General features: G+C 30.2%; 11 protein-coding genes. All 11 read left to right on the top strand.

Annotated features, from left to right (window positions below; translation table 11 throughout):
* Positions 1–83: 83 nt before the first annotated feature.
* Complete coding sequence (locus tag HALO113_RS12380) at positions 84–2,303, top strand: bifunctional (p)ppGpp synthetase/guanosine-3',5'-bis(diphosphate) 3'-pyrophosphohydrolase (protein WP_159779312.1); 2,220 nt, start codon at positions 84–86, stop codon at positions 2,301–2,303.
* 127 nt (positions 2,304–2,430) lie between these two features.
* Positions 2,431–2,880: a Fur family transcriptional regulator gene (locus HALO113_RS12375; RefSeq protein ID WP_159779311.1), complete on the top strand. Its 450-nt coding sequence runs from the start codon at positions 2,431–2,433 to the stop codon at positions 2,878–2,880.
* Between the two features lie 39 nt (positions 2,881–2,919).
* Positions 2,920–4,191: an adenylosuccinate synthase gene (locus HALO113_RS12370; protein WP_159779310.1), complete on the top strand. Its 1,272-nt coding sequence runs from the start codon at positions 2,920–2,922 to the stop codon at positions 4,189–4,191.
* Between the two features lie 104 nt (positions 4,192–4,295).
* Complete coding sequence (locus HALO113_RS12365; protein ID WP_159779309.1) at positions 4,296–5,999, top strand: OstA-like protein; 1,704 nt, start codon at positions 4,296–4,298, stop codon at positions 5,997–5,999.
* 27 nt (positions 6,000–6,026) lie between these two features.
* Positions 6,027–7,205 (top strand): aspartate aminotransferase family protein, encoded by a 1,179-nt coding sequence (locus HALO113_RS12360; RefSeq protein ID WP_159779308.1) that lies wholly within the window; start codon positions 6,027–6,029, stop codon positions 7,203–7,205.
* Positions 7,206–7,372: 167 nt separating this feature from the next.
* A complete protein-coding gene (locus HALO113_RS12355) occupies positions 7,373–8,767 on the top strand; it encodes a lipopolysaccharide assembly protein LapB (RefSeq protein ID WP_159779307.1) in 1,395 nt (464 codons plus the stop codon).
* Between the two features lie 70 nt (positions 8,768–8,837).
* Positions 8,838–9,806, top strand: a complete 969-nt coding sequence (locus HALO113_RS12350; RefSeq protein ID WP_159779306.1) for a DUF368 domain-containing protein — start codon at positions 8,838–8,840, stop codon at positions 9,804–9,806.
* Between the two features lie 6 nt (positions 9,807–9,812).
* Positions 9,813–10,574, top strand: a complete 762-nt coding sequence (locus HALO113_RS12345; RefSeq protein ID WP_159779305.1) for a shikimate dehydrogenase — start codon at positions 9,813–9,815, stop codon at positions 10,572–10,574.
* 256 nt (positions 10,575–10,830) lie between these two features.
* Positions 10,831–12,720 carry a DUF349 domain-containing protein gene (locus HALO113_RS12340; protein ID WP_159779304.1) on the top strand — a complete coding sequence of 630 codons (1,890 nt, stop codon included), beginning with the start codon at positions 10,831–10,833 and terminating at the stop codon, positions 12,718–12,720.
* A gap of 261 nt (positions 12,721–12,981) precedes the next feature.
* Positions 12,982–13,362: a hypothetical protein gene (locus tag HALO113_RS12335; protein ID WP_159779303.1), complete on the top strand. Its 381-nt coding sequence runs from the start codon at positions 12,982–12,984 to the stop codon at positions 13,360–13,362.
* Between the two features lie 189 nt (positions 13,363–13,551).
* Entirely contained in the window at positions 13,552–14,115 is a 564-nt protein-coding gene (locus HALO113_RS12330; RefSeq protein WP_159779302.1) for a GNAT family N-acetyltransferase, read from the top strand.

Genomic DNA, 14,115 nt, shown 5'->3' with positions numbered 1-14,115 from the left:
CTTTTAACTAAATTCTGATTTCAAAATTCCCTATTGCACAATCCATAACTTTGTCTTAACTTTAACTGTTATTAAATTGCCCTATGACTGAGATTGATTTAGAAGCAGAAAACAAGGCTATTGCTCAAGAGTACAAAGAACTACTTCGCATTAGTTATCAAACACTTACAACAGAAGATAAAAAGTTAATCCGAAAAGCTTTTGATGTTGCCGTAGACGCACATAAAGACCAAAGAAGAAAATCTGGTGAAGCCTATATCTTCCATCCTATTGCTGTGGCTAAAATTGTAGCTTCAGAAATTGGTTTGGGTGCCACATCAATCGCTGCAGCTCTAATGCATGATGTAGTAGAAGATACAGACATAACCGTTGAAGATATTACCAAAATGTTTAATCCTAATATTGCAAAAATTGTAGAAGGATTAACCAAAATTGCTAAAGTAAAAACGGATCAAGACGTTTCTGTTCAAGCAGAAAATTTCCGTAAAATGTTACTTACCCTTAATGATGATGTTAGAGTAATATTGATAAAAATTGCTGATCGTTTGCACAATATGCAGACTATGGATAGTATGGCAGAATACAAACAAGCCAAAATCGCTTCTGAAACGCTATATATTTATGCTCCTTTAGCCCATCGTTTAGGCTTATATAATATAAAAACACAATTGGAAGATTTAGGTTTAAAATATACAGAACCAGAAATTTACAAAGAAATTGTAAGCAAAATTAAGGAAACCAAACAAGAACAAGATGCCTATATAAAAACTATTTCTGATGTGCTATCAAAATCTTTAGAAGAGGAAGGGATTAATTTCACCATTAAAGGACGACCAAAATCAATTTATTCCATTCGTCGAAAAATGAGAGCTCAAGGAGTAACTTTTGATGAAGTATATGATAAATTTGCTTTACGTATCATTTATAAATCCAATCCTCATGATGAAAAATTTTTAGCTTGGAAAATATATTCTGTGGTTACCGATCATTACCGACCTAGTCCTAGTCGTTTGCGCGATTGGATTTCGTCTCCAAAATCAACTGGATATGAAGCACTTCACATTACGGTGATGGGACCAAAAGGAAGATGGGTTGAAATACAAGTTCGAAGTGAACGTATGGATGAGATTGCAGAAAAAGGATATGCAGCTCATTATAAATATAAAGGTGTAGGTGCTGAAGAACACGGATTAGAAATTTGGCTAAACCAATTGAAAGAAGCACTCGAAAGTCAGGCTGCCAATGCTGTAGATTTTGTAGAAGATTTCAAACTCAATTTATATTCTAAGGAAATTTATGTTTTTACGCCTAAAGGTGATTTAAAATCACTTCCAAAAGGGGCTACAACTCTTGATTTTGCTTTTAGTATTCATACAGATATTGGTTCCAAAACAAGAGGAACAAGAGTAAATGGTAAATTGGTTCCTTTAAACTATGTTTTAAACAGCGGTGACCAGGTTGAAATTATCACTTCACCCAACCAAAAACCTACAGTTCAATGGCTAGATTATGTAACCACTTCTAGAGCGAAAAACAAAATTAAAAATTCACTCAATGAAAATACTAAAAAAGTAGCTGAAGAAGGAAAAGAAATATTAAATCGTAAACTTCGTCACCTTAAAATAACATTAAACGAAACTACAGTAAACGAGTTAGTTAATTATTTTAAATTACAAACTAGTTTAGATTTATTCTACCGTGTAGGAATTGGAGCTATTGAAAATCAGAAATTAAAAGATTATGCGGCACAAAAAAGCAATACTTTAGTAAACTTTTTAAAAAAACCTTTCAATAGAACTAACAATTCTAAACCAGAACAAATCGAGAAAAATGAAATCAGCAAAAAATATGATATGCTGGTTTTTGGTGTGGATCAAGAAAAACTCGATTATAAATTGTCTTCTTGCTGCAACCCGATTCCTGGAGATGAAGTTTTTGGTTTTATCACAATTAGTGAAGGTATTAAAGTGCATCGTAAAGATTGTCCAAATGCAATTAGTTTACAATCTAATTATGCCTACCGAATTATTCCAGCCAAATGGATAGATTCAAGTCAAGAAGAATTTAGAGCCATGTTAAATATAACCGGAATGGATACTTTGGGGCTAACTAATGAACTTACTAAAGTCATTTCTAATCAAATGCATGTAAACATAGAAAACATTGCTCTTAGTGGAAAAGCAGGTGTTTTTAATGGTAAAATTACCGTAATTGTTCCCAATAACACGATCTTAAAACGACTTATTGACAACATTAAAAAAGTGGATGGAATTGATAAAGTAACTCGCATTTATCAAAATTAACCCTCAAATAAAAAAACAAAGGAATAGATTTTCTCAAACTTATCAAGAAGTTTTGTTAAAAAAAAATCTTAACTAATAGGTAGTAACCTTTAAGTTTGCCTATCTTTGCATTTATTTAGTTAACCAAATGGAAAACAATAAAAATCAAGAAATTGTAAAAAACGTATTTACCAAATACCTCGAAGAAAAAGCACATAGAAAAACCCCAGAGCGTTACGCCATTCTTCAGGAAATATACAATTCAAAAGAACATTTTGATATTGAATCACTTTATATCAAAATGAAAAATAAAAATTATCGAGTAAGTAGAGCGACACTTTACAACACTATTGAATTACTTTTAGAATGTGGTTTAGTTAGACGTCATCAATTTGGCCAAAACCAAGCGCATTATGAAAAATCATATTTCGACAAACAACATGATCATATTATTTTAACCGATACTGGCGAAGTAATTGAGTTTTGTGATCCTAGAATACAACAAATTAAACAAACCATGGAAGACATGTTTGGAATAAACATCCAAAATCATTCTTTATATTTCTATGGTACAAAAAAAGAAACAGAAATTAAATAACTGCTTAAATAAACTAAACGACAAACAACTAAGATTACAATGACCGTAGATTTATTATTAGGGCTTCAATGGGGTGACGAAGGAAAAGGAAAAATCGTCGATGTATTAACTTCAAAATATGATATTATTGCTCGCTTTCAAGGTGGACCAAATGCTGGCCACACTTTAGAATTTGATGGTATAAAGCATGTTTTAAGAACCATTCCATCTGGAATTTTTCATAAAAATGCAATTAATATTATTGGAAACGGTGTTGTAATTGACCCAGTGGTCTTCCAAAAAGAATTAGAAGGTCTTGAAAAATTCAATATGGATGTAAAATCTAAATTATTTATTTCAAGAAAAGCACACCTTATTTTACCTACTCATCGTCTTTTAGATGCAGCATCTGAAGCATCAAAAGGAAAAGCAAAAATTGGTTCTACTTTAAAAGGAATTGGACCCACTTACATGGATAAAACTGGAAGAAATGGTTTACGTGTAGGTGATATTGAATTAGAAGATTTCAAAACACGTTATAGAGCATTAGCTGATAAACATGAAGCTATGATTGCATTTTATGATGTTGCTTTAGAATATGACCTAAAAGAAATGGAAGAAGAATTTTTTGATGCAATTGAAGGATTAAAAAAACTTACTTTTATTGACAGTGAAGAATATTTAAACAAAGCTTTAAAAGAGGGAAAATCAATTCTGGCAGAAGGAGCACAAGGTTCACTATTAGATGTAGATTTTGGAACGTATCCATTTGTAACTTCTTCAAATACTACAGCCGCAGGTGCCTGTACAGGTTTAGGAATCGCTCCTAATAGAGTAAAAGAAGTTTATGGTATTTTTAAAGCCTATACAACTCGTGTAGGAAGTGGTCCTTTCCCTACCGAACTTTTTAATGAAGAAGGAAAAACCATGGCACGTGTAGGGAATGAATTTGGTGCAGTAACTGGACGCCCAAGAAGATGTGGATGGCTAGACCTAGTAGCTTTAAAATACGCAGTGCAGGTAAATGGTGTAACCCAATTGTACATGATGAAAGGAGATGTATTATCTGGTTTTGAAACGCTAGATATTTGCACTTCTTACAAATACAAAGGTAAAGAAATACAACACTTACCCTATAATATTGAACCAGAAAATGTAGAACCTATTTTTACAACTATGAAAGGTTGGCAAGCAGATTTAACTGGTATGACAACTTATGAAGAACTTCCTATTGAATTAAAAGAGTATATCGAATTTATTGAAAAAGAACTTGAAGTACCTATTAGCGTAATTTCTGTAGGTCCAGATAGAAAACAGACCATTATAAAATAAAAAATTGAAACGCTTTCTTTATGAAAGCGTTTTTTATTATAAAAAATTCTTAATACGATTCGCTTCTTCTTCTTTTTACTTATTTTTGAACCAAAATTAATAGTTTGAAAAGATTCACTTATTTTATTTTAAGTTTTTTCCTTTTAGGAATAGTTGCCTTTGCACAAAAAAACACTTCTGAATCTAAGAGTAAAAACATTGCTCAAGAATCAGATAAAATTATTATTGAGCACTCCGATTTTATTGACATGAATCAATATGAAATTCCTGGTGCAACAGTATTCACTGGAAATGTAAGAGTTATTCATAAAGGTACGAAAATAAACTGCAATAAAGCCTACTATTTTACAGATGAAAATTATGTAAAAGCATTTGGTAATGTGCAAATTAATCAAGGCGATTCCATTACAATGAACAGTCGTTATGCAGAATATGATGGAAAAGACGAGTTTGCTTTTGCAACTGGAGACGTTTACTTACGATCTCCTGAATCAACTTTAACAACTGATACCATTTTTTTTGACAAGAAAAAACAAGTAGCATTTTACAATAGCTATGGTACCATTGTAAATAAAGAAAATACATTAAAAAGTAAATCAGGTCGTTATTATCTAGATTCAAAAAAATACCAATTTACTTCTTCAGTAACTGTTACAAACCCTAAGGCAGTTATAAAGACAAATCATTTAGATTTTTATGAAAACTCAGGCCATGCCTATGTTTTTGGACCATCAACTATTACAAGTAAAGACAATATAATTTATACCGAAAATGGTTTTTATGATACCAATAAAGATATTGGAAAACTTCAAAAAAACAGCAAAATAACTTATGACAATAAGATTATTGAAGGAGATGATTTATATTATGATCAAAAAAGAAATTTTTCAAGAGGCATTAACAATGTAAAGATAACGGACACCATTAATAATATGGTTGCCAAAGGACACTATGCTGAAATGTATCGAAATACTACTACTAGAAAAGATTCCATTATTTTAACCAAAAGAGCCGTGGTTATTACTAAAGTAGAAAATGATTCTTTATATATGCATGGAAAAAAAATATTAGTAACAGGTCCTCCTGAAGATCGAAATATAAGAGCTTTTAACAACGTTCGTTTTTATAAAACAGACATGAGTGGAAAATGCGATTCAATTCATTCGAATAACAAAACTGCTCTTACCCAACTCATTGGAAATCCTGTTTTATGGAATAATGATAATCAGATGACAGGAGATGTAATGCATCTTATCGGAAACAATACTAGTGAGCAATTGGATTCTCTTAAAGTGATTAATAATGCATTTATTGTACAAAAAGATTCTTTAAGTGAAAATGGATATAACCAAATTAAAGGACAATATCTCTATGGCAAATTTAAAGAAAACAAATTGAGCGAAGTTGATGTTATCAAAAACACCGAAGTGATATACTATATGTATAATGATAAAAATGAACTAGTAGGCATTGACAAAAAGAAATGCAGTAAACTCAATTTTGTTTTTGAAAATAACCAAATAGTCTCTCAAACTGCTTTTACTAATGTGGAGGCTTTTACTTATCCTGAAAGTGAATTTCCAGAAAATGCCAGAAAACTCAGAGGATTTATATGGAGAGGAGACGAACGTATCAAATCTAAAGATGATATTTTTCCAGAAGATGAAAATAAAATCCATGAAGAAATATTAATCCAAAGTAAAAAGAAAAGCTTGGAAGAAGACACACCTATGGAAATTCTTCCAGAAACTTTAGATTTTGACAAAAAAAATCCAAAACCTAAAGAAAAAAGTAAAGAAAAAAAGTGATAAACCATTCGATTTATTCAACTTAAAATGATAGACGATTTTTTTAAATATCAAGCACAAACTTCACCTCACCCTTTGGCTTTAGAAATTTCTTATGCTGAAGGAAGTTATATCTATGATTCTCAAGGAAAGCCTTATTTAGACTTTGTTGCAGGTGTTTCAGCTAATACATTAGGACACCAGCCTAAAAGAGTAAATGAAGCAATCAAAAACCAATTAGATCGATATTCTCATGTTATGGTATATGGAGAATATGCTCAAAAACCAGCAACAGAATTATGTAAATTATTAGCTTCTCACCTACCTAATCCTTTAAACAAAACCTATTTGGTAAATTCTGGAACAGAAGCAATTGAAGGAGCATTAAAATTAGCTCGCAGAGTTACTGGAAGAAGTCAATGGATTTCATGTCATCATGCTTATCATGGCAATACAATGGGAAGCATGAGTGTAATGGGATATGAAGAAAGAAAACAAATTTTCAGACCTTTAATTCCCGATGTTGATTTTATCACTTTTAACAACGAAGCTGATTTACAAAAAATAACTACCAAAACAGCTGGTGTACTACTTGAAACGATACAAGGTGGAGCTGGTTTTATTCAGCCTGAAAACGATTATCTAGTAAAGGTAAGAAAACGTTGTGACGAAGTAGGTGCCGTATTAATTTTAGATGAAATCCAACCCGGTTTTGGTCGAACAGGAAAGCTATTTGGTTTTGAAAACTACAATATGGTTCCAGATGTTGTTGTTATGGGTAAAGGAATGGCCAGCGGTATGCCAGTAGGGGCTTTTACTGCATCATCCGAGATGATGGATTTATTAAGTCATGATCCTAAACTAGGACACATTACTACTTTTGGAGGTCATCCAGTTATTGCTGCCGCTGCTTTAGCTACTCTCCAAGAAATTACAGAAAGTAATCTCATGGAAGAAGCATTGGAAAAAGAACAACTTTTTAGAAAACTATTGGTTCATCCTCTGATTAAAGAAATTAGAGGAAAAGGCTTAATGCTCGCTGCCATGACAGAAAGTCCTGAAATTACGAACCAAGTCATTTTGGAATGTCATAAAAAAGGACTTATCTTATTTTGGCTTTTATTTGAAGGAAAGGCCATTCGCATCACACCACCTCTTACAATTTCAAAAGAAGAGATCGAAAAAGGATGTGGCATCATTCTTGAAGTATTAAATAATATTAAATAATATTAAATAATAGGCTAGATTTAAAAAAACTATTACTTAGAATTTATCTATTAGTATCCTAGTCGTAATTGTTAATTAAATTGTTTAAAACAATTCGTATTAAAATTGCAAAAAAAAATTAAAAGTCTTATCTTTAATATAAGACAAAACTTATAAAATTGAATGGTATGAGATTGAGTCATGAAGAAGAAGAAAACAATTTATCCTTATCTAAATTTGAGTCAATGCTAAAAACGAATAAAGTTTTTTTCTTTGATTCAGAAGAATTTGAAGATATTATTCTTCATTATATGGATACAGGCCGAATGAATTTAGCTAAAAAAGCATTAAAATTAGGTCAAGAACAACATCCAAAGTCAACAGGATTAAGGCTAGTACAAGTAGAAATGCTAATCTATGAGGATAAATTAGATATAGCTGAAAAAATCCTCACCGAATTATTTGCTATTGAACCTACCAACGAAGAAATTTATATTCAACAAGCCAATATTTTTTCGAAAAGAGATTTACATGAAAAGGCAATAGAGTCTTTAAAAACAGCATTAGAATTTACCGATGATTACGCAGATGTATTTTCTATGATTGGTATGGAATATCTTTTCATGGATGAATTAGAAAAAGCGAAAGAATATTTTATTAAATGTTTAGATGAAGATCCAGAGGATTATTCCGCTTTATATAACATTATCTATTGCTTTGATTTTTTAGATCAAAATAATGAAGCTATTGAATACCTAGAGCGTTTTATTGATAAAAAACCTTATAGTGAAGTAGCTTGGCACCAATTAGGGAGACAATATTATGCTTTAAAAAATTATGAAAAGTCCGTTTGGGCTTTTGATTATGCTACCCTTATTGATGAATCTTTTTTAGGTGCCTATCTTGAAAAAGCCAAAGGACTTGAAAAATTAAAAAGATATGAAGAAGCCATAGTATGCTACAACGTAACTATGGAGTTAGATGATGCAACCTCTTTTGCATTATTGAGAGTAGGTAAATGTTACGAGAAACTTGGTGAAAAAGAAATCGCATTAAAATATTACCTTAGAACAGTGCATGAAGATCCACTTTTAGACAAAGCATGGATTGCCATTACTGATTTTTATATTCGTCAGAAAAATTTCCAAAAAGCCATTTATTATGTTAATAAAGCTTTAGGAATAGATGGTGATAATAGCCTATATTGGAAAAGATATGCAGCTATCAATCAAGGATTGCAATTTTACGAGGAAGCAGAACTTGGTTACAGAAAAGCCTTTGAAAATGGAGATATTCATTTAGACACTTTTATACTTTGGTCGCAAATGTTACAAGAATTAGGAGAATATGATAATGCTATAGAAATTCTTTTACAAGCCTCAGAAGTTTTTCCAGATGAATTTGAAATTGAATATCGTCTAGGTGGATTATATCATTTAAATAAAGATACTAAAAAAGGTAATTTTCACCTAAATAATGGTTTGAGAATTAATTTCAAGAATCATACGATTATTGAAGAAAATTTTCCTACCATTTGGAAGAAAAAAACAGTTCAAAACATTATAGAAAAATATAGAAACTAAAAAATAGTTTCTATAAATTTGCCATTCAGAGTTTAAAAATAATATTCTGAATGGCATTTATTTTGACAATATGAGAAAACTTTATCCCGATTATTTATTAGTAGCTTTAAAAGGTCTTGCTATGGGCGCAGCTGATGTTGTACCTGGCGTTTCTGGAGGAACCATAGCTTTTATATCTGGTATTTATGAAGAATTAATTGACAGCATAGATAAAATTAATTTTTCTACTTTAAAAAGTATAAAAAAAAATGGCATAAAAGCAACTTGGGCTGCTATAAATGGAAATTTTTTATTTTTTCTATTGCTAGGTATTGGAACAAGTATTTTGACTTTTTCTAAAATAATTACCTATTTATTGGAAACTAAGCCTATATTAGTATGGTCGTTTTTCTTTGGGTTAGTTTTAGCTAGCATTTTATTTATTTGGAAAGAAGTATCCTATTGGTCATGGAAAGCCATTCTTTCACTTTTAATTGGTGTCACAATTTCATATTATATCACCATTGCTAGACCTACAGAATCACCTGACAGTCATTGGTATCTCTTTTTATCAGGATTCATTGCCATAATAGCTATGATTTTACCAGGAGTTTCGGGCGCATTTATTTTACTGCTTATGGGTTCATATCAAACTGTCATTGGTACAATAAATCAATTTAGAGAAGGGATTTCAAATATGGATTTTGAAATCATTGGTCAAGCATTATTAAAATTGATCACATTTGCAATTGGTGCAGTTATAGGACTAAAATTATTTTCAAAAGTATTAAAATGGATGTTTTCTAAGCACAAAAATACTACACTTGCTTTATTAATTGGATTCATGATTGGTTCCTTAAACAAAATATGGCCTTGGAAAGATATATTAGAGTATCGAACTAATAGTCATGGGGAAACGGTTCCTTTTATAGAAAAAAGTATTTTTCCTCAAAACTTTCAAGGTGACCCACAAATTTTAACAGCTATAATTATGGTAATTTGTGGATTTATGCTAATTTTCGGATTAGAAAAGATAGCTACTCGATTAGGTAAAAATTAATGAAGTATGTCCAAAAAAAAGAAAAACAAAAAACAAATCAAGTTTGGTTTAATTGGAAAAAATATTAATTATTCTTTTTCAAGAAAATACTTTACTGAAAAATTTCAATTACTTCATTTCGACAATTGCGAATATTTAAATTTCGATATTCAAAATATAAAAGAATTCCCTAAGCTTTTATCTGAAATAAAAGGTTTAAAGGGTTTAAATGTAACTATTCCTTACAAAGAAGAAATAATTCCTTACTTAGATAAATTATCAAAAAATGCAAAAACAATTGGTGCGGTTAATACCATAACTATTTCAAAAAAGAAAAAACTAAAAGGTCATAATACCGATTATTATGGATTTAAAAAAGCGATTAAACCTTTGCTAGAAGATGGTCATAAAAGAGCACTCATTTTAGGAACTGGCGGTGCTAGCAAAGCCGTTGCTTTTGCATTTAAAAAATTAAAAATTGAATATGATTTTGTTTCTCGTACCCCAAATGAATTTCAATTCTCTTATGAAGAATTAACAAAAGATATTTTTGATGAATATCAAATCATTGTTAATACAACCCCTATAGGTACTCATCCTAATGTTGACAATGCTCCTTCGTTAGATTATTCCTTTTTTTCAAAAAACCACATTGCCTTTGATTTAGTTTACAATCCTGAAGAAACTACTTTTTTAAGAAAAGCAAAAGAGCAAGGAGCTAAAACTAAAAATGGCTATGAGATGCTTGTTTTTCAAGCAGAAAAAGCTTGGAGCATTTGGAATGGTTAATCTCAACAGTAGAAATTTATAAGATTCTTTATAAAAATCTAAGAAATAATTTTAGCACTATTTTTTTATTGCACTTTTAAAAAAACACCTTATTTATAAGCTATCTTAAATTGCTCTTACATTCTAAATGAATTACAGAAAAATAGTACTCAAAAAAAACCTACAGTGTACTTACACATAAAATACAGGTTTTTCTTTGAATTTTGCACATCCTTTAGTATCTTCGGTCGCAATTAGTAACCTTAAGCATGTAAAGATGTTAGAAGAAAAGAATGATAACCTGCAAAACGCAGACGGAAAAAACGAGCAAGAGTCTCAAGAGAATGTAATCACAATTAATACATCCGCATTAGATGAAATTGACAATTCTAATGCAGAAGAAAATGAAGACGACTCTATTCAGGATAAACATATTATCCCTATGCTTGACTATGATTCCCTTACTATGGAAGAGCTAACTAATGAACTAGATAAGTTAGTTCATAATCACAAAGTAATGGCTATCAAAGATCACGTAGAAGAAATTAGAAAATCATTTATGAATCAATACCATCATTTAATTGATGAAAAAAGAGATGAATTTAATGAATCTAATACTGATGAAACTGCAGTTTTTGAATATCATTTTCCACTAAAAAATAAATTTGATGCCGTTTACGAAGATTATAAAACCAATAGAAATAATCATTACAATCAATTACAAAAGAATTTAAAAAACAATTTAGCTGTAAGAAATGAGATTATTGAAGAACTAAAAAATTTAGTTGACGGTACTGATGAAACACTTTCTATTGCTGATATGTTTAAGAAATTGAACGAAATTAGAGAGCAATGGAAAGCAGCAGGTGCAATACCAAGAGACAAATATAACATTGTTTGGAACAACTTCCATTTTCATATTGAACGTTTCTATGATTTGATTCACTTAGATAAAGAGGCTCGTGATCAAGATTTTAAAAACAATTTAGAACAAAAGCTAGCTATTATCGAACGTGCAAAAACATTATTAGATGAAGCTGACATCTTAAAAGCATTTCGCGAACTACAATTACTACATCGTGTTTGGAAAGAAGAAATTGGCCCAGTAGATCGAGAACATAGAGAAGCTGTATGGAATGAATTTAGCGAAATTACCAAACAAATTCATGATAGAAGAGAAGCCTTTTTTGGTGAAGCAAAAGAAAGAGAAGTTGAAAATCTAGCTAAGAAAAAAGAAATTATTGCCCAAATTGTTGGTCTAGGGAATGAAGAAATTCAATCACACAATGGATGGCAATCTCAAATTAAAAAAATGGAAGCCCTAAGAGAAAGCTTCTTTAAAGCTGGAAAAGTTCCTGCAGAAATTACAGAAGATACTTGGGCAGAATTTAAAACAGCTGTTAGAAATTTCAATGTAAATAAAAATGCTTTTTACAAGGACATAAAGCATGAACAACAAGAAAATCTAAACAAAAAACTAGCTTTAGTAGAAAAGGCAGAAGCTCTAAAAGATAGTGAAGACTTTAGAGCAACTACTCCAATAATGAAGCAAATTCAAGAAGATTGGAAAAAAATAGGCCATGTACCTCGCAAATTCTCGGATAAAATTTGGAAAGATTTTAAAGATGCCTGCAACCATTATTTCGACCGTATGCATACCGTAAGAAATGCAGAAAATGAAGATGAAATTAAAGCTTTTGATGATAAAAAAGAATATCTAGAAAATTTAAAATCATTTGAATTAACGGGTAATCACAAGACAGATTTAGAAGCAATTAAAGCACATATTGAAGTATGGAAATCATTGGGTAAAGTTCCTTTCAACAGAAGACACATTGAAGGTAAATTTAATAAAATTTTAGATGCTTTATTTGAAAAATTAAGTCTATCTAAAAAGGACACAGAAATGATGAAGTTCAATGCTAAATTGGATCAATGGGTTGAAAATGAAGATAATAGATCTTTAGAAAAAGAACAATTCTTTATTAGAAAAAAAATTGACGAAGTTCAAAATGAAATTTTTCAATTAGAAAACAACATCCAATTCATAAGTTCTAGTTCAAAAGGAGAAAATCCTTTGATTAAAGAAGTTCAAAAAAGTATCGAAAGACATAAAGAAGAATTAAAACTTTGGAAAGAAAAATTAATTAAACTTAGAGACATCTAATTTATTTCCATTTTATAAAATTTCACTCCCATATTACTCTCATGTAAATGGGAGTTTTTTTTTTATCAAAAAAACACCTTACTAGAAGGCATTTTGTAAAAAATACGTATAAATACGTACTAAAAAAGCCCAAAAATACGTATAAATACGTATTGCTAAATCCTTGTCTATAAATTAACTTTGGTAATGAAGGTGTAAAAATCTTTTCAAGAGTATCATTTTATTGCTAGTTAACCAAATAACCAATTAAAATGAATCACTATGAGAAATTTAAAAATTAGCATCCTAAACAATGCCGGAAAGATGACAGGTTTTCTTGTCGATAGAGAAATTATGAGCGGGCTTTACATCACTTTCGATTTCTCTAAAGTAACACAAAATTACCAAAGTTTTGATATCAATTATCAAAACAATAAAAGAGTACAAATGAACAGTGTTGTTCACAATATGGATGAAATAACTATTGTGAGTACTCAATTAGATGAAGACAATCATGTACAGTTTCTTATTGAAGAAAATCTATCATTAAAAAAATTAAGACGAATTCCAGAAAATATAATTCCACTAGAGTTTAAAAAAATGATTAGAAATGCTTACAAAACCTATTGTGAAAATAATTTCTACCCTAGTGTTGCATCGTAAATAAGATTTCTCTCTCCAAATAATTTATGTTTGAATGGTCATTTAGAAATAAATTTCTAAGTGACTTTTCTTTATATATCAATTATTTTGTAATATTGTTTAAATCCAAAGTTTACTTTTTTACTTAAAAAACAAGACTTTTACAATAGCAACTAAAAATTCAATTACTTAAGACAATATACATCTAATATGCTACAACTTAACTTCTCGCCTTTTCCTATTTTAGAATCTGAACGATTACATTTTAGAGCTCTTCAACAAACAGATGTTAACGAAATTTTTGCTTTAAGAAGCAATCCTGAACTTATGCAATATATTCCAAGGCCCTTGGTAACCAATTTAGAAGAAGCGATGGCTCATATAAAAATGATTCAAGATAAAGTTGAAGCCAATGAAGCAATCAATTGGGCTGTAACTGAAAAAGGAAAAGATAAACTAATTTCTCTAATCGGGTTTTATAGAACAGAATTAGACAATTACCGTTCTGAAATTGGTTATATGCTTTTACCTGAATATCAAAACAAAGGTTATATTACTGAAGCTATCCAAATCCTATTAAATTATGGGTTTGGACAAATGGGATTACATTCTGTAGAAGCAATCATCGACCCAAGAAATATTGCTTCAGCTAAAGTTTTGGAGAAAAATGGCTTTAAAAAAGAAGCTCATTTTATTGAAAATTGCTTTCATAATGGCGAATTTTTAGATAGTGTACATTATAGTTTATTAAAAAAACATCATACTTCTAAATAA

The sequence above is a fragment of the Flavobacterium sp. 9AF genome (assembly GCF_902506265.1).
In the GTDB taxonomy this organism is placed as follows: domain Bacteria; phylum Bacteroidota; class Bacteroidia; order Flavobacteriales; family Flavobacteriaceae; genus Flavobacterium.
Note: the sequence above shows the minus strand (reverse complement) of the source record. Positions and strands in the feature narration are given on the sequence as shown.

Excerpts from the sequence above, each read along its gene's own strand:
- HALO113_RS12330 (WP_159779302.1), top strand. The coding sequence starts at position 13,552 with ATGCTACAACTTAACTTCTCGCCTTTTCCTATTTTAGAATCTGAACGA.
- HALO113_RS12350 (WP_159779306.1), top strand. The coding sequence starts at position 8,838 with ATGAGAAAACTTTATCCCGATTATTTATTAGTAGCTTTAAAAGGTCTT.
- HALO113_RS12340 (WP_159779304.1), top strand. The coding sequence starts at position 10,831 with ATGTTAGAAGAAAAGAATGATAACCTGCAAAACGCAGACGGAAAAAAC.
- HALO113_RS12355 (WP_159779307.1), top strand. The coding sequence starts at position 7,373 with ATGAGATTGAGTCATGAAGAAGAAGAAAACAATTTATCCTTATCTAAA.
- HALO113_RS12345 (WP_159779305.1), top strand. The coding sequence starts at position 9,813 with ATGTCCAAAAAAAAGAAAAACAAAAAACAAATCAAGTTTGGTTTAATT.
- HALO113_RS12360 (WP_159779308.1), top strand. The coding sequence starts at position 6,027 with ATGATAGACGATTTTTTTAAATATCAAGCACAAACTTCACCTCACCCT.
- HALO113_RS12380 (WP_159779312.1), top strand. The coding sequence starts at position 84 with ATGACTGAGATTGATTTAGAAGCAGAAAACAAGGCTATTGCTCAAGAG.
- HALO113_RS12375 (WP_159779311.1), top strand. The coding sequence starts at position 2,431 with ATGGAAAACAATAAAAATCAAGAAATTGTAAAAAACGTATTTACCAAA.
- HALO113_RS12335 (WP_159779303.1), top strand. The coding sequence starts at position 12,982 with ATGAGAAATTTAAAAATTAGCATCCTAAACAATGCCGGAAAGATGACA.
- HALO113_RS12370 (WP_159779310.1), top strand. The coding sequence starts at position 2,920 with ATGACCGTAGATTTATTATTAGGGCTTCAATGGGGTGACGAAGGAAAA.